Genomic DNA, 16041 nt, shown 5'->3' on the forward strand with positions numbered 1-16041 from the left:
CGCGGCGCGAGCGGATCAGCGGCCATTATGGCAGGTGACGTGAGACGGTATACACCTATGCAAAATCACGACTACGTTACCTACGAAGAGTTCGGCCGCAGATTCTTCGAGGTAGCAGTTACCCCGGACCGCGTCGCCGCCGCGTTTGCCGACATTGCGGGCAGCGAGTTCGCAATGGAACCGATCTCCCAGGGCCCCGGCGGGATCGCCAAGGTTAGCGCGAACGTCAAGATCCGAGAGCCCCGGGTGACGCGAAAGCTGGGTGACCTGATCACGTTTGTCATCCATATCCCGCTGTCGATCGATCTCCTTCTTGACCTGCGCCTCGACAAGCAGCGGTTTATGGTCGCCGGCGACATCGCGCTGCGCGCCACCGCACGCGCCGCCGAGCCGCTGCTACTGATTGTCGACGTCGCCAAACCGCGGCCCTCTGATATCACGGTCAACGTGTCGTCGAAGTCGATCCGCGGTGAGGTGTTGCGCATCCTCGCAGGCGTTGACGGTGAGATTCGGCGATTTATCGCCCAGTACGTCTCTGCCGAGATCGACTCGCCCAAATCCCAAGCCGCTCAAGTCATCAATGTGGCCGAACAATTGGACTCCACCTGGAGCGGCCCGTAGCCAGCTCTGGATGCAGTCTGGCTGCCGGCCACCGAAAGCTCACCAACAGCTCATCGGTGAGGTCGTCGCAGCGCGCACCGCCTCGGCCAAGGTGGCTGCCCTGCGATCGGTGAAGATGTCCTCGAGCAGCATCGGCTGACCGTCGGGGCCGGTGAGCGGCACCCGCCAGTTCGGGTACTCGTCGGTGGTGCCAGGCTGGTTTTGCGTCCGGCGGTCGCCGACCGCATCGGTCAACGCCACTGCCAACAGCCGCGAGGGCGTTCGGCCCAGGTAGCGGTAGAGAGCCAGGACGGCCTCCTCCGAGTCGGGCTCGGCACCGTCCGCCAGCAGTCCGACCCGGCGCAGCTCGGCCATCCAGGCTGCCCGGTCGGCCCGGGCGGATTCGAGTTCCGCCTCCACGGGGTTGGTTAACAACCCAAGGGACTCGCGCAGCCGTACCTGGTCGCCGGCCAGGTAGCCGGCGGTCGGCGGCAGATCATGGGTGGTCACCGACGACAAGCAGTACTCCCGCCAGCGTTCGGCCGGCAATGGTGTTCCAGCCGGCCCGCAATCTCGATCCTGCTCAAACCAGAGAATTGAGGTGCCCAGCAGGCCCCGCAATAGTAGATAGTCGCGTACCCACGGCTCGACGGTGCCGAGATCCTCACCGACGACAACCGCCCCGGCCCGGTGGGCTTCCAGGGCGACGATGCCGATCATCGCGTCGTGGTCGTAGCGCACATAGGTGCCTTGGGTGGGCGGTGCGCCGTCGGGGATCCACCACAACCGGAACAGCCCGATGATGTGGTCGATGCGTACCGCACCGGCGTGCCGCAACGCGGCCTGGATCAGCGCGCGAAACGGTCGGTACTCCTGCTCAGCGAGCCGGTCCGGCCGCCACGGTGGCTGCGACCAGTCCTGGCCGAGTTGGTTGAACTCATCCGGCGGCGCACCTGCGGTCACACCTTGGGCCAGCACGTCCTGCAGAGCCCAGGCGTCGGCCCCGTTGGGGTGCACGCCAACGGCGAGGTCTGCCATGATGCCCAGCGACATGCCGGCCCGGAGCGCCTGCGACTGCGCACTGGCGAGCTGCTCGTCCAGCTGCCACTGCAGCCAGCGGTGGAAATCGACGGCATCGGCGTGTTTGTCGACGAAATCGGCGACACCTGAGGCATCGGGATGCCGCAGCGATTTCGGCCATCGATGCCAATCATCGCCGTACGTCTCGGCCAGCGCGCACCAGGTGGCGAAGTCGTCGAGGGCGCGGCCCTCGCGGGTACGGAAGGCGGCGTAGGCCAGCTCGCGACCCGCCGACCGCGGCACCCGGTGCACGAGCTTGAGTGCTGCGCGTTTGGCCGCCCAGGCGCTGTCGCGGTCAATGGTGTCGAGCTGGTCGGCGTGCTGTTGCACGTTGGTGCGCAACCGTTGCACCCGGCCACGCTTGGGCAGATCGACGAGTTCCGGAATGGCCTCCACCCGAAGGTAGAGAGGGTTGACGAAGCGTCGCGATGTCGGCAGGTAGGGCGATGGTTCGATTGGCTTCGAGCGCCCAGCGGGCCCGGGAAGCGTAGCCGCATGCAGGGGATTGACCAGCACATAGCCGGCACCGTGCGCAGACGCCGACCACAGCGCGAGATTCGCCAAATCGGTGAGATCCCCGATGCCCCATGACTGCCGGGACCGCACGCTGTAGAGCTGGACGGCCAGGCCCCAGGCACGACGGCCTGCCAGCTTGTCCGGCAGCCCCAACCAATCCGGCGTCACGACAACAGCGGCGCTGGCCTGCGAGTCGCCCGAACGCAGATTCACCCGGTGGTAGCCGAGGGGCAGGTCGGCGGGCAACACGAAGCTGGCCTCGCCGATCCAGCGTCCGTCAAGATCGAATGGCGGGGTGAAATTGTCGACCTGCACCACCTCGGCACGTGTCGTGCCGTCCTCGAGCTGCAACCACACGTCGGCCGGAGCGCCATCGGTCACATGCACCCTGAACTGCGTCTGCTCTCCGGCGCGCATGACGATGGTCGCCGGCAATGGACGCGCCCAGTAGGACCGCAGCTGCGCGGCCAGGGCGTCATTGCGTTGCTGTTCGGTCTGGGCGGGAACGCCGAGGGCGGCAAGAGCAGCCACCAATGTAGCCTCGGAGACCAGCACCTGCCGGCCAGTCCAGTCCGTGTACTCGGTGGCAATGCCGAATCGTCGGGCAAGTTCGACCAGCGAAGGCGCGAGCTCGGTCATGTCGCCCATCTTGCGTCCGGCACCCGTGTGCGGGCGAGCGCAGGAATCTGAGCCTTCCGTCAGCACAGCACGGTTGGCTACCGAACACCACTACGTTGCAGGTCAACGAGGTAGACTGCCGAGCGGACAGTTCCACAGGCGGACTCGGTCATTCGCCGCTACCATGCCCAGTGAAGACACGACGAATCCTTGGGGGATCCGCGCAGTGGCAAATACCCAGGTCAATGTCCAGGTGTTCTGAGCAGACCGGAAGGTGATCTAGCGTGGCTGAAGAGAGCCGCGGGCAGCGGGGGTCGGGGTATGGCCTTGGGTTGTCCACGCGGACCCAGGTAACCGGTTATCAGTTCCTGGCGCGTCGAACCGCAATGGCGTTGACACGCTGGCGTGTGCGTATGGAGATTGAGCCGGGTCGGCGGCAGACGTTGGCGGTGGTGGCGTCGGTGTCGGCGGCGTTGGTGATCTGTCTGGGGGCGCTGTTGTGGTCGTTCATCAGCCCGTCCGGCCAGTTGAATGAGTCGCCGATCATCGCAGACCGCGATTCCGGTGCGCTCTATGTCCGTGTCGGTGACAGGTTGTACCCGGCGCTGAATTTGGCATCGGCACGGCTGATCACCGGGCGGCCGGACAACCCGCACCTGGTTCGGTCAAGCCAGATTGCCACCATGCCGCGCGGTCCGCTGGTGGGTATCCCGGGTGCGCCGTCATCGTTCTCGCCAAAGAGTCCACCCGCGTCGTCTTGGCTGGTCTGCGACACGGTAGCGACCTCGTCAAGCATCGGGTCGCTGCAAGGCGTGACGGTGACGGTCATCGACGGGACCCCGGACCTTACCGGTCACCGGCAGATTTTGAGTGGATCGGACGCGGTAGTGCTGCGCTACGGCGGAGATGCGTGGGTCATCCGGGAGGGGCGCCGGTCACGAATCGAGCCGACGAATCGAGCGGTGTTGTTGCCGCTGGGGTTGACGCCGGAGCAGGTTAGCCAGGCGCGTCCGATGAGCCGGGCATTGTTCGACGCTTTGCCGGTCGGGCCCGAACTGTTGGTGCCGGAAGTGCCGAATGCGGGTGGTCCTGCGACGTTCCCGGGCGCTCCCGGACCGATCGGGACGGTAATCGTCACACCGCAAATCAGTGGACCACAACAGTATTCGTTGGTCCTGGGCGATGGAGTGCAAACGCTCCCGCCGTTGGTGGCCCAGATCCTGCAGAACGCCGATAGTGCGGGCAACACCAAGCCGTTGACCGTGGAACCCTCAACGCTGGCCAAGATGCCGGTGGTGAATCGGTTGGATCTCTCTGCGTATCCGGACAATCCCCTGGAAGTGGTGGACATTCGCGAGCATCCGTCGACCTGTTGGTGGTGGGAGCGGACGGCCGGTGAAAACCGGGCCCGTGTGCGGGTCGTGTCCGGGCCTACCATTCCGGTCGCGGCGACCGAGATGAACAAGGTGGTGTCGTTGGTGAAGGCCGACACGAGTGGCCGGCAAGCCGATCAGGTCTACTTCGGCCCCGACCATGCGAACTTCGTGGCCGTCACCGGCAACAACCCGGGGGCCCAAACGTCCGAATCGCTATGGTGGGTGACCGATGCGGGCGCGCGGTTCGGGGTGGAGGACAGCAAAGAAGCGCGTGACGCGTTGGGGTTGACCCTGACGCCGAGCCTGGCGCCGTGGGTGGCGCTGCGGCTGCTGCCACAGGGCCCCACGCTGTCACGAGCGGACGCCTTGGTGGAGCACGACACGCTCCCAATGGACATGACCCCGGCAGAGTTGGTGGTACCGAAATGAAGCGTGGTTTTGCCCGCCCGACACCGGAAAAGCCTCCGGTCATCAAGCCCGAGAATATTGTCTTACCGACACCGCTGAGCATTCCGCCGCCGGAGGGCAAGCCCTGGTGGCTGATTGTGGTTGGCGTCGTGGTGGTGGGCCTGCTGGGCGGCATGGTCGCCATGGTTTTCGCCAGCGGATCACACGTGTTCGGCGGCATCGGCTCGATCTTCCCGCTCTTCATGATGGTCGGGATCATGATGATGATGTTCCGCGGCATGGGCGGCGGCCAACAGCAAATGAGCCGGCCGAAATTGGACGCGATGCGCGCTCAGTTCATGTTGATGCTGGACATGCTGCGCGAGACGGCCCAAGAGTCGGCCGACAGCATGGACGCCAACTATCGGTGGTTCCACCCGGCGCCCAACACGTTGGCGGCCGCCGTGGGGTCACCCCGGATGTGGGAGCGCAAGCCCGACGGTAAGGACCTGAACTTCGGGGTTGTCCGCGTCGGCGTGGGAATGACGCGTCCCGAAGTGACCTGGGGTGAGCCGCAGAATATGCCGACCGACATCGAGCTGGAGCCGGTGACAGGTAAGGCGCTGCAGGAATTCGGGCGCTACCAAAGCGTCGTGTACAACCTGCCGAAAATGGTTTCGCTGCTGGTCGAACCCTGGTATGCGCTGGTCGGGGAACGCGAGCAGGTTCTGGGTTTGATGCGGGCGATCATCTGCCAGCTGGCGTTCTCCCACGGGCCTGACCATGTCCAGATGATCGTTGTCAGTTCCGATCTAGACCAATGGGACTGGGTGAAGTGGCTACCGCATTTCGGTGACTCGCGGCGGCACGACGCGGCGGGTAATGCGCGGATGGTCTACACCTCGGTTCGTGAGTTTGCCGCGGAGCAAGCCGAATTATTCGCGGGCCGTGGTTCTTTCACGCCTCGACACGCGAGTTCGTCGGCGCAGACCCCGACCCCGCACACCGTGATCATCGCCGACGTCGACGATCCGCAATGGGAGTACGTGATCAGCGCCGAGGGTGTCGACGGGGTGACGTTCTTCGACCTGACCGGCTCTTCGATGTGGACTGACATCCCGGAGCGGAAGCTGCAGTTCGACAAGACCGGCGTGATCGAGGCGCTGCCCCGCGACCGCGACACCTGGATGGTGATCGACGACAAGGCTTGGTTCTTCGCTCTCACCGACCAAGTCAGCATCGCCGAGGCAGAAGAGTTCGCGCAGAAGCTGGCGCAGTGGCGGCTGGCTGAGGCCTATGAAGAGATCGGCCAGCGGGTTGCCCACATTGGTGCCCGAGACATCTTGTCCTACTACGGGATTGACGATCCTGGCAACATCGACTTCGACTCGCTGTGGGCTAGCCGGACCGACACCATGGGACGGTCGCGATTGCGGGCGCCGTTCGGTAATCGCTCCGACAACGGCGAGCTGCTGTTCTTGGATATGAAATCGCTCGACGAAGGCGGCGACGGCCCGCACGGGGTCATGTCCGGGACGACCGGTTCCGGTAAGTCGACGTTGGTGCGAACCGTGATCGAATCGCTGATGCTCAGCCATCCGCCGGAGGAGTTGCAGTTCGTTTTGGCAGACCTCAAAGGTGGCTCGGCGGTCAAGCCGTTCGCGGGAGTGCCACACGTGTCGCGGATCATCACCGACCTCGAAGAAGACCAGGCGCTCATGGAGCGCTTTCTGGATGCGCTGTGGGGCGAGATCGCCCGCCGCAAAGCAATATGCGACAGCGCCGGTGTCGACGACGCCAAAGAGTACAACTCGGTGCGAGCCAGGATGCGTGCGCGCGGTCAGGACATGGCGCCGCTGCCGATGCTCGTGGTGGTCATCGACGAGTTCTACGAATGGTTCCGCATCATGCCGACGGCGGTCGACGTCCTCGACTCGATCGGCCGGCAGGGCCGCGCCTACTGGATTCACCTGATGATGGCGTCTCAGACCATCGAGAGCCGAGCCGAAAAGCTCATGGAGAACATGGGTTACCGCTTGGTGCTGAAAGCGCGTACCGCGGGAGCGGCGCAGGCGGCCGGGGTGCCCAACGCGGTGAATCTGCCCGCACAGGCCGGTCTGGGCTACTTCCGCAAGAGCCTCGAGGACATCATCCGATTCCAGGCGGAATTCCTGTGGCGGGACTACTTCCAACCCGGCGTCAGCATCGACGGCGAGGAAGCGCCTGCCTTAGTACACAGCATCGACTACATTCGCCCGCAATTGTTTACCAACTCGTTCACACCGCTGGAAGTTAGCGTGGGGGGTCCCGATATCGAGCCGGTAGTTGCCCAGCCCAACGGTGAGGTGCTCGAGTCGGACGACATTGAAGGCGGCGAGGACGAGGACGAAGAGGGGGTGCGCACCCCGAAGGTTGGGACGGTGATCATTGATCAGCTGCGCAAGATCAAGTTCGAGCCGTACCGGCTCTGGCAACCGCCACTAACCCAACCCGTCGCCATCGACGACTTGGTCAACCGGTTCCTCGGCCGCCCGTGGCACAAGGAGTACGGTTCGGCGTGCAATCTCGTGTTCCCGATCGGGATAATCGATCGCCCCTATAAGCATGACCAGCCACCGTGGACGGTTGACACCTCCGGGCCCGGTGCCAACGTGCTAATCCTGGGCGCCGGCGGTTCGGGCAAGACCACTGCGCTGCAGACACTCATCTGCTCAGCGGCACTGACTCACACCCCGCAGCAGGTTCAGTTCTACTGCCTGGCCTACAGCAGCACCGCGTTGACCACGGTCTCCCGCATCCCCCACGTGGGCGAGGTTGCCGGTCCCACCGATCCCTACGGTGTGCGCCGGACGGTGGCCGAGTTGCTGGCGCTGGTGCGCGAGCGCAAACGCAGCTTCCTGGAATGCGGAATCGCGTCGATGGAGATGTTCCGGCGCCGCAAGTTCGGCGGAGAGGCCGGGCCGGTACCCGACGACGGCTTCGGTGACGTCTACCTGGTGATCGATAACTACCGGGCCCTGGCCGAAGAAAACGAGGTGCTGATCGAGCAGGTGAACGTGATCATCAACCAGGGCCCCTCGTTCGGGGTGCACGTGGTGGTCACTGCCGACCGCGAATCGGAGCTGCGGCCGCCGGTGCGCAGCGGCTTCGGATCCCGTATCGAGCTGCGCTTGGCGGCGGTTGAGGACGCCAAGCTGGTGCGTTCTCGATTCGCCAAGGACGTTCCGGTCAAGCCGGGGCGCGGCATGGTTGCGGTCAACTACGTCCGCCTGGATAGCGACCCGCAGGCCGGCCTGCACACCCTGGTGGCTCGACCGGCGTTGGGCAGCACACCCGACAATGTCTTCGAGTGCGACAGCGTGGTCGCGGCGGTGAGCCGGCTCACCAGCGCCCAGGCTCCACCGGTGCGCCGGTTGCCGGCGCGGTTCGGCGTGGAACAGGTGCGGGAGCTGGCCTCGCGGGACACCCGCCAAGGCGTTGGCGCTGGCGGAATCGCCTGGGCGATATCGGAATTGGATCTGGCGCCGGTTTATCTGAATTTCGCCGAGAATTCGCACCTGATGGTGACTGGTCGACGCGAATGTGGCCGCACCACCACGCTGGCCACCATCATGTCCGAAATCGGGCGGCTCTACGCGCCGGGCGCCAGCAGCGCACCGCCTCCCGCCCCCGGGCGGCCCTCTGCGCAGGTATGGCTGGTCGACCCGCGCCGTCAGCTGCTGACCGCGCTCGGTTCGGACTATGTGGAGCGGTTCGCCTACAACCTCGACGGGGTGGTGGCGATGATGGGTGAACTTGCGGCGGCGTTGGCCGGTCGTGAGCCGCCACCGGGCCTGTCCGCCGAAGAGTTGTTGTCGCGGTCGTGGTGGAGCGGCCCAGAAATCTTCCTGATCGTCGACGACATCCAGCAGCTGCCGCCGGGCTTCGATTCACCGTTGCACAAGGCTGTTCCGTTTGTGAACAGGGCCGCCGATGTCGGCTTGCATGTGATCGTCACGCGCACCTTCGGTGGCTGGTCGTCAGCCGGCAGCGACCCGATGTTGCGGGCCCTGCATCAGGCCAATGCGCCACTGCTGGTGATGGACGCCGATCCCGACGAGGGCTTCATTCGCGGCAAGATGAAGGGCGGCCCGCTGCCCCGCGGTCGAGGCCTGTTGATGGCAGAAGACACCGGTGTGTTCGTCCAAGTGGCAGCCACCGAGGTGCGTCGGTAGTTCGGCCAAACCGATCAGCTCCAGCGCAGCGGCAAGTTCTTAAGCGCGAAGGACTTGGACGGGAACCGTATTTCGGGCGCGTAGTCCGGCGCGAGCTCGAAGTCGGGAATTTGATTCAGCCACTCGCCGACCAGCAGGGTGAGCTCTAGACGGGCTAGATGCGAACCCAGGCAACGGTGTGGACCGCCGCCAAATCCCCAGTGTCGGTGCACCTTTCCATCCATCACCAACTCGTCAGTGGACATCGCGTCGCTGCCGTCGCGGTTGACTGCGGCCATGCATAACCGCACTGGTGACCCCGCAGGCAGTGTCATGCCGCCGACGGTGACGAGCTCGGTGGTAACTCGCGGCGCCACCGGCGCCGATGGCTCCAGCCGGACGATCTCTTCGATGAAAACCCTGATCTGCTTGGGATTGTCGCGCAGCATGGCGCGCAGCTGTGGTCTGCGGGCGAGCTCGAGCAGCGAAAAGCCTACCGCTGCCGTCACGGTGTCCAGTCCCGCCAGTATCAGGAGGTGGCTCAAGCCCAAAACCTCGATCTCGCTCAACGGGTCCTCGCCGATCTGCACTTGCGACAAGACGTCCGGCCCTGGGTTTCGCCGGCGTTCGGCGACCATGGCCGTGAGATACTCGAGCAGCTCGCGCGCCGCAGCGACATCGGCTTCGGTCGGGTGAGGTCGATCCGACATGGCGATGACGGCGTCTTTCCAGCCGATCAGACGGTCACGGTCTTCGAGCGGCAGGCCGTACAGGACGAGAAACAACTGAAACGGAAACAGATTCGCGAGATCGGCCATCGCCTCGCACTCGCCCCGGCCTGCGATGGCGTCGATCATAGCGACAGTGTGACGGCGCAGCGACGGTAGCGCCTTGCTCAAAGCGGCCGGGCTGAAGTATGGCTGCAGGATCCTGCGGTATCGGGTGTGCTCGGGCGGGTCGAACGCGAGCGGAACCACCGGCAGCGGATTTCCCGGAGGTTGCAGCGCTTTCCGCGACGAGAAAACCTTCGGATTCCGCAGCGCCGCGAGCACATCTTCGCGGCGCGTCAGGTAGTACCAGCCGTTCATGAACACCACGGGCCCCGCGTCGCGGAGGGTCTTCCAGCCGACACCCCGGTCAACGGCCATCGGTAACGTCGAATATTCGAGCCGCGGTAGATAAAACGAGCCGGCGTGGTCCTCGCCGGGGGTGGTCATGCGCTCAAGTCTTTCGTGTCTCCGTTCTTGTCGCAGGTCGCAGACGTAGCCAAGCGGTGCCGACCTAGCCACTATCGCACGTGGGCGTGCACCCACCATTGTGGTGTCGAGCGCATCTGGGGGCTCAGCGGCTAATCTTCGAAGCGAACTGTCCGGTCCAAGCTGGCGTGTGCTTTGGGCGGTAAAGGGAGGAAATCCCGTGAAAGTCCGTCTCGATCCATCGAGATGCGTGGGTCATGCGCAGTGCTATGCCGTCGATCCGGACCTGTTCCCGATCGACGACTCGGGCAACTCGATCCTGGCAGAGCACGAGGTGCGGCCCGCGGACATGCAGCTGACCAGAGACGGTGTGGCCGCTTGCCCCGAAATGGCGCTCATCCTCGAGGAGGACGACGCGGACTGACGATTCCGGGTCATACCACAAAATTAACGCTGGCCAAACGATCGTTTACGAGGAATGAATATTTGGCGTCATCGGCGCTGGAGGCCGGTATTGCAATCTAATGTGTTTTCTATGCAACAGTTGCGCAGCGACGCCGTTATCGACTAGCGGTGCTATATTCGGCGCCTTTTCGATGCCGAGCGCGCGTCTCGTTGGCCACGTTTGGTGGCAATGCTCATCAGGGCTCATCCGGATCGCCAACGCGATCGTGTGTGGAGAGGGAGGACTGGTTGGACTTCGGGGCGTTACCGCCGGAGATCAATTCGGGCCGTATGTATTGCGGTCCGGGGTCGGGGCCGATGCTGGCTGCGGCCGCGGCCTGGGACGGGGTGGCCGTGGAGTTGGGGTTGGCTGCGACCGGTTATGCGTCGGTGATAGCCGAGCTGACCGGTGCGCCGTGGGTGGGTGCGGCGTCGTTGTCGATGGTGGCGGCGGCCACGCCGTATGTGGCCTGGCTGAGCCAAGCCGCGGCGCGGGCCGAGCAGGCGGGGATGCAGGCCGCGGCGGCCGCGGCGGCTTATGAGGCCGCTTTTGTGATGACGGTGCCGCCGCCGGTGATTACGGCGAATCGGGTTTTGGTGATGACGCTGATTGCGACCAATTTTTTCGGTCAGAACTCGGCGGCGATCGCGGTCGCTGAGGCGCAGTACGCCGAAATGTGGGCGCAAGACGCCGTTGCTATGTATGGCTATGCGGCTGCGTCGGCGAGCGCGTCGCGGTTGATTCCGTTCGCGGCGCCGCCGAAGACCACCAACTCCGCTGGGGTGGTCGCACAGGTGGCTGCGGTCGCGGCGATGCCTGGACTGCTGCAACGACTTTCGTCGGCTGCATCGGTCAGCTGGCCGAATCCCAATGATTGGTGGCTCGTGCGGTTGCTGGGCTCGATTACCCCCACCGAAAGGACGACGATCGTTCGTTTGCTCGGTCAGTCGTACTTCGCGACGGGCATGGCGCAGTTCTTCGCCTCGATCGCACAGCAGCTGACCTTCGGCCCAGGGGGCACAACGGCTGGCTCCGGCGGAGCCTGGTACCCAACGCCGCAATTCGCCGGCCTGGGTGCAAGCCGGGCGGTGTCGGCGAGTTTGGCGCGGGCCAACAAGATTGGGGCTCTGTCGGTTCCGCCGAGCTGGGTCAAAACGACTGCACTGACCGAAAGCCCGGTCGCCCACGCGGTGAGCGCCAACCCTACCGTCGGTTCGTCACACGGACCGCATGGCCTGCTCCGCGGACTGCCGCTAGGGTCGCGGATCACTCGGCGTAGCGGCACCTTTGCCCACCGATATGGGTTCCGTCACAGTGTGGTTGCCCGCCCGCCATCGGCCGGATAACGCCATGACCTCAGCTCGGCAGAAATGACAATGCTCCCAAAGGCGTGAGCACCCGAAGACAACTAAGCAGGAGATCGCATGTCGTTTGTGACTACCCAACCAGAAGCACTGGCGGCGGCGGCCGGCAGTCTGCAGGGAATCGGCTCCGCATTGAACGCCCAGAATGCGGCTGCGGCGACTCCCACGACGGGGGTGGTCCCGGCGGCCGCCGATGAAGTGTCGGCGCTGACGGCGGCTCAGTTCGCGGCACACGCCCAGATCTATCAGGCCGTCAGCGCCCAGGCCGCGGCGATTCACGAGATGTTCGTCAACACTCTACAGATGAGCTCAGGGTCGTATGCTGCTACCGAGGCCGCCAACGCGGCCGCGGCCGGCTAGAGGAGTCACTGCGATGGATTTTGGGGCGTTGCCGCCGGAGGTCAATTCGGTGCGGATGTATGCCGGTCCTGGCTCGGCGCCAATGGTCGCTGCGGCGTCGGCCTGGAACGGGTTGGCCGCGGAGCTGAGTTCGGCGGCCACCGGTTATGAGACGGTGATCACTCAGCTCAGCAGTGAGGGGTGGCTAGGTCCGGCGTCAGCGGCGATGGCCGAGGCAGTTGCGCCGTATGTGGCGTGGATGAGTGCCGCTGCGGCGCAAGCCGAGCAGGCGGCCACACAGGCCAGGGCCGCCGCGGCCGCTTTTGAGGCGGCGTTTGCCGCGACGGTGCCTCCGCCGTTGATCGCGGCCAACCGGGCTTCGCTGATGCAGCTGATCTCGACGAATGTCTTTGGTCAGAACACCTCGGCGATCGCGGCCGCCGAAGCTCAGTACGGCGAGATGTGGGCCCAAGACTCCGCGGCGATGTATGCCTACGCGGGCAGTTCGGCGAGCGCCTCGGCGGTCACGCCGTTTAGCACGCCGCCGCAGATTGCCAACCCGACCGCTCAGGGTACGCAGGCCGCGGCCGTGGCCACCGCCGCCGGCACCGCGGCCGGCACCGCCCAGTCGACGCTGACGGAGATGATCACCGGGCTACCCAACGCGCTGCAAAGCCTCACCTCACCCCTGTTGCAGTCGTCTAACGGTCCGCTGTCGTGGCTGTGGCAGATCTTGTTCGGCACGCCCAATTTCCCCACCTCAATTTCGGCACTGCTGACCGACCTGCAGCCCTACGCGAGCTTCTTCTATAACACCGAGGGCCTGCCGTACTTCAGCATCGGCATGGGCAACAACTTCATTCAGTCGGCCAAGACCCTGGGATTGATCGGCTCGGCGGCACCGGCTGCGGTCGCGGCTGCTGGGGATGCCGCCAAGGGTTTGCCTGGACTGGGCGGGATGCTCGGTGGCGGGCCGGTGGCGGCGGGTCTGGGCAATGCGGCTTCGGTTGGCAAGCTGTCGGTGCCGCCGGTGTGGAGTGGACCGTTGCCCGGGTCGGTGACTCCGGGGGCTGCTCCGCTACCGGTGAGTACGGTCAGTGCCGCCCCGGAGGCGGCGCCCGGAAGCCTGTTGGGCGGCCTGCCGCTAGCTGGTGCGGGCGGGGCCGGCGCGGGTCCACGCTACGGATTCCGTCCCACCGTCATGGCTCGCCCACCCTTCGCCGGATAGTCGCTGCCGCAACGTGTTAACGCGCCGGCCTCGGCTGGTGTGGTCCGCTGCGGGTGGCAATTGGTCGGCGCCGAGATCTCGGTGGGTTATTTGCGGTGGGATTTTTTCCCGAAGCCGGGTTCGGCACCGGATTTCCTGACGGTCCCGCGACTCAACGGCACCGCGCCGTCAGCAAGTTCCGGTGGTGTTGATCGCGGTATCCATGCAGGTGGTGATGGCGCGGCGAGACTGGTCGCGTGCGCTGAAGCACAGGGTACTTGGCGGTTGTGGCTCCCGGGATGTAGCTGGCCGCCCAACGTCCCGCAGCGTCGGGGTCAGCGGCGGAGCAGCACGGCGATTTAGCCTCACAACCGAGCAGCTAGCCCGCGTTTCCCAGCGGCTCAATCCCCGTCGAGCCATTGAAAGGCACCCCAGATGTCGTTTGCGACTCCGCAACCGGAGAAAGGGTTCGGAATGGACTTCGGGGCGTTACCGCCGGAGATCAATTCGGGCCGTATGTATTGCGGTCCGGGGTCGGGGCCGATGCTGGCTGCGGCCGCGGCCTGGGACGGGGTGGCCGTGGAGTTGGGGTTGGCTGCGACCGGTTATGCGTCGGTGATAGCCGAGCTGACCGGTGCGCCGTGGGTGGGTGCGGCGTCGTTGTCGATGGTGGCGGCGGCCACGCCGTATGTGGCCTGGCTGAGCCAAGCCGCGGCGCGGGCCGAGCAGGCGGGGATGCAGGCCGCGGCGGCCGCGGCGGCTTATGAGGCCGCTTTTGTGATGACGGTGCCGCCGCCGGTGATTACGGCGAATCGGGTTTTGGTGATGACGCTGATTGCGACCAATTTTTTCGGTCAGAACTCGGCGGCGATCGCGGTCGCTGAGGCGCAGTACGCCGAAATGTGGGCGCAAGACGCCGTTGCTATGTATGGCTATGCGGCTGCGTCGGCGAGCGCGTCGCGGTTGATTCCGTTCGCGGCGCCGCCGAAGACCACCAACTCCGCTGGGGTGGTCGCACAGGCGGTTGCGTCGGTCAGCTGGCCGAATCCCAATGATTGGTGGCTCGTGCGGTTGCTGGGCTCGATTACCCCCACGGAAAGGACGACGATCGTTCGTTTGCTCGGTCAGTCGTACTTGGCGACGGGCATGGCGCGGTTTCTTACCTCGATCGCACAGCAGCTGACCTTCGGCCCAGGGGGCACAACGGCTGGCTCCGGCGGAGCCTGGTACCCAACGCCACAATTCGCCGGCCTGGGTGCAAGCCGGGCGGTGTCGGCGAGTTTGGCGCGGGCGGAGCCGGTCGGGAGGTTGTCGGTGCCGCCAAGTTGGGCCGTCGCGGCTCCGGCCTTCGCGGAGAAGCCTGAGGCGGGCACGCCGATGTCCGTCATCGGCGAAGCGTCCAGCTGCGGTCAGGGAGGCCTGCTTCGAGGCATACCGCTGGCGAGAGCGGGGCGGCGTAGCGGCGCCTTCGCTCACCGATACGGGTTCCGCCACAGCGTGATTACCCGGTCTCCGTCGGCGGGATAGCTTTGATCCGGTCTGCGCGGCCGCCGGAAATGCTGCAGATAGCGATCGACCGCGCCGGTCGGTAAACGCCCACACGGCACTATCAATGCGCACGGCGGGCGTTGATGCCAAATTGACCGTCCCGACGGGGCTTTATCTGCGGCAAGATTTCATCCCCAGCCCGGTCGGTGGGCCGATAAATACGCTGGTCAGCGCGACTCTTCCGGCTGAATTCGATGCTCTGGGCGCCCGCTCGACGCCGAGTATCTCGAGTGGGCCGCAAACCCGGTCAAACGCTGTTACTGTGGCGTTACCACAGGTGAATTTGCGGTGCCAACTGGTGAACACTTGCGAACGGGTGGCATCGAAATCAACTTGTTGCGTTGCAGTGATCTACTCTCTTGCAGAGAGCCGTTGCTGGGATTAATTGGGAGAGGAAGACAGCATGTCGTTCGTGACCACACAGCCGGAAGCCCTGGCAGCTGCGGCGGCGAACCTACAGGGTATTGGCACGACAATGAACGCCCAGAACGCGGCCGCGGCTGCTCCAACCACCGGAGTAGTGCCCGCAGCCGCCGATGAAGTATCAGCGCTGACCGCGGCTCAGTTTGCTGCGCACGCGCAGATGTACCAAACGGTCAGCGCCCAGGCCGCGGCCATTCACGAAATGTTCGTGAACACGCTGGTGGCCAGTTCTGGCTCATACGCGGCCACCGAGGCGGCCAACGCAGCCGCTGCCGGCTGAACGGGCTCGCACGAACCTGCTGAAGGAGAGGGGGAACATCCGGAGTTCTCGGGTCAGGGGTTGCGCCAGCGCCCAGCCGATTCAGCTATCGGCGTCCATAACAGCAGACGATCTAGGCATTCAGTACTAAGGAGACAGGCAACATGGCCTCACGTTTTATGACGGATCCGCATGCGATGCGGGACATGGCGGGCCGTTTTGAGGTGCACGCCCAGACGGTGGAGGACGAGGCTCGCCGGATGTGGGCGTCCGCGCAAAACATTTCCGGTGCGGGCTGGAGCGGTCAGGCCGAGGCGACCTCGCTAGACACCATGACCCAGATGAATCAGGCGTTTCGCAACATCGTGAACATGCTGCACGGGGTGCGTGACGGGCTGGTTCGCGACGCCAACAACTACGAACAGCAAGAGCAGGCCTCCCAGCAGATCCTGAGCAGCTAGCGCCGAAAGCCACAGCTGCGTACGCTTTC

12 protein-coding genes are annotated in these 16041 nt (G+C 65.0%); 10 read left to right on the forward strand and 2 right to left on the reverse strand.

Annotation, left to right across the window (positions count from 1 at the left end; translation table 11 throughout):
- The first annotated feature begins 57 nt into the window (after window positions 1–57).
- On the forward strand, window positions 58–621 hold the full coding sequence (locus MCAN_RS09410; protein ID WP_003408792.1) for a hypothetical protein: 564 nt from the start codon (window positions 58–60) through the stop codon (window positions 619–621).
- A 39-nt stretch (window positions 622–660) separates the two neighbouring features.
- Here MCAN_RS09410 and malQ read toward each other — a convergent pair whose 3' ends face one another.
- Entirely contained in the window at window positions 661–2835 is a 2175-nt protein-coding gene (malQ, locus tag MCAN_RS09415; RefSeq protein ID WP_003408795.1) for a 4-alpha-glucanotransferase, read from the reverse strand.
- 263 nt (window positions 2836–3098) lie between these two features.
- Between malQ and eccB5 the strand changes: the two genes are divergently transcribed.
- Complete coding sequence (gene eccB5 / locus MCAN_RS09420; RefSeq protein ID WP_014000945.1) at window positions 3099–4619, forward strand: type VII secretion system ESX-5 subunit EccB5; 1521 nt, start codon at window positions 3099–3101, stop codon at window positions 4617–4619.
- Complete coding sequence (eccC5, locus tag MCAN_RS09425; RefSeq protein WP_015288165.1) at window positions 4616–8791, forward strand: type VII secretion system ESX-5 FtsK/SpoIIIE family ATPase EccC5; 4176 nt, start codon at window positions 4616–4618, stop codon at window positions 8789–8791. Before eccB5 ends, eccC5 begins: the two co-directional genes overlap by 4 nt.
- Window positions 8792–8805: 14 nt before the next feature.
- Here the strand turns inward: eccC5 and MCAN_RS09430 are convergent, their stop codons facing one another.
- Window positions 8806–9987: a cytochrome P450 gene (locus MCAN_RS09430; protein WP_014000947.1), complete on the reverse strand. Its 1182-nt coding sequence runs from the start codon at window positions 9985–9987 to the stop codon at window positions 8806–8808.
- Between the two features lie 199 nt (window positions 9988–10186).
- On the opposite strand from MCAN_RS09430, the gene MCAN_RS09435 reads away from it, so the two are divergent.
- The 7 genes from MCAN_RS09435 to esxJ all read left to right on the forward strand — a co-directional run bounded on the left by MCAN_RS09435 (window position 10187) and on the right by esxJ (window position 16012).
- Window positions 10187–10390, forward strand: a complete 204-nt coding sequence (locus tag MCAN_RS09435; RefSeq protein ID WP_014000948.1) for a ferredoxin — start codon at window positions 10187–10189, stop codon at window positions 10388–10390.
- Window positions 10391–10659: 269 nt separating this feature from the next.
- Window positions 10660–11757 carry a type VII secretion system ESX-5 target PPE25 gene (locus MCAN_RS09440; protein WP_014000949.1) on the forward strand — a complete coding sequence of 366 codons (1098 nt, stop codon included), beginning with the start codon at window positions 10660–10662 and terminating at the stop codon, window positions 11755–11757.
- Window positions 11758–11835: 78 nt separating this feature from the next.
- Entirely contained in the window at window positions 11836–12135 is a 300-nt protein-coding gene (locus MCAN_RS09445) for a type VII secretion system ESX-5 target PE18 (protein ID WP_003408976.1), read from the forward strand.
- A 13-nt stretch (window positions 12136–12148) separates the two neighbouring features.
- Window positions 12149–13342, forward strand: coding sequence for a type VII secretion system ESX-5 target PPE26 (locus MCAN_RS09450; RefSeq protein WP_014000950.1), 1194 nt, complete (start codon window positions 12149–12151; stop codon window positions 13340–13342).
- A gap of 453 nt (window positions 13343–13795) precedes the next feature.
- Window positions 13796–14848, forward strand: coding sequence for a type VII secretion system ESX-5 target PPE27 (locus MCAN_RS09455; RefSeq protein ID WP_014000951.1), 1053 nt, complete (start codon window positions 13796–13798; stop codon window positions 14846–14848).
- Window positions 14849–15272: 424 nt separating this feature from the next.
- A complete protein-coding gene (locus MCAN_RS09460) occupies window positions 15273–15572 on the forward strand; it encodes a type VII secretion system ESX-5 target PE19 (protein WP_003408807.1) in 300 nt (99 codons plus the stop codon).
- Between the two features lie 143 nt (window positions 15573–15715).
- Complete coding sequence (gene esxJ / locus MCAN_RS09465) at window positions 15716–16012, forward strand: type VII secretion system ESX-5 protein EsxJ (protein WP_003408810.1); 297 nt, start codon at window positions 15716–15718, stop codon at window positions 16010–16012.
- Window positions 16013–16041 lie beyond the last annotated feature (29 nt).

The organism is Mycobacterium canetti CIPT 140010059, from assembly GCF_000253375.1.
GTDB classification, from domain to species: Bacteria; Actinomycetota; Actinomycetes; order Mycobacteriales; family Mycobacteriaceae; genus Mycobacterium; species Mycobacterium tuberculosis.

Coding starts and splice junctions, on each gene's coding strand:
- MCAN_RS09450 (WP_014000950.1), top strand. CDS start 12,149: ATGGATTTTGGGGCGTTGCCGCCGGAGGTCAATTCGGTGCGGATGTAT.
- MCAN_RS09410 (WP_003408792.1), top strand. CDS start 58: ATGCAAAATCACGACTACGTTACCTACGAAGAGTTCGGCCGCAGATTC.
- MCAN_RS09445 (WP_003408976.1), top strand. CDS start 11,836: ATGTCGTTTGTGACTACCCAACCAGAAGCACTGGCGGCGGCGGCCGGC.
- MCAN_RS09460 (WP_003408807.1), top strand. CDS start 15,273: ATGTCGTTCGTGACCACACAGCCGGAAGCCCTGGCAGCTGCGGCGGCG.
- malQ (WP_003408795.1), bottom strand. CDS start 2,835: ATGACCGAGCTCGCGCCTTCGCTGGTCGAACTTGCCCGACGATTCGGC.
- esxJ (WP_003408810.1), top strand. CDS start 15,716: ATGGCCTCACGTTTTATGACGGATCCGCATGCGATGCGGGACATGGCG.
- eccC5 (WP_015288165.1), top strand. CDS start 4,616: ATGAAGCGTGGTTTTGCCCGCCCGACACCGGAAAAGCCTCCGGTCATC.
- MCAN_RS09455 (WP_014000951.1), top strand. CDS start 13,796: ATGGACTTCGGGGCGTTACCGCCGGAGATCAATTCGGGCCGTATGTAT.
- MCAN_RS09430 (WP_014000947.1), bottom strand. CDS start 9,987: ATGACCACCCCCGGCGAGGACCACGCCGGCTCGTTTTATCTACCGCGG.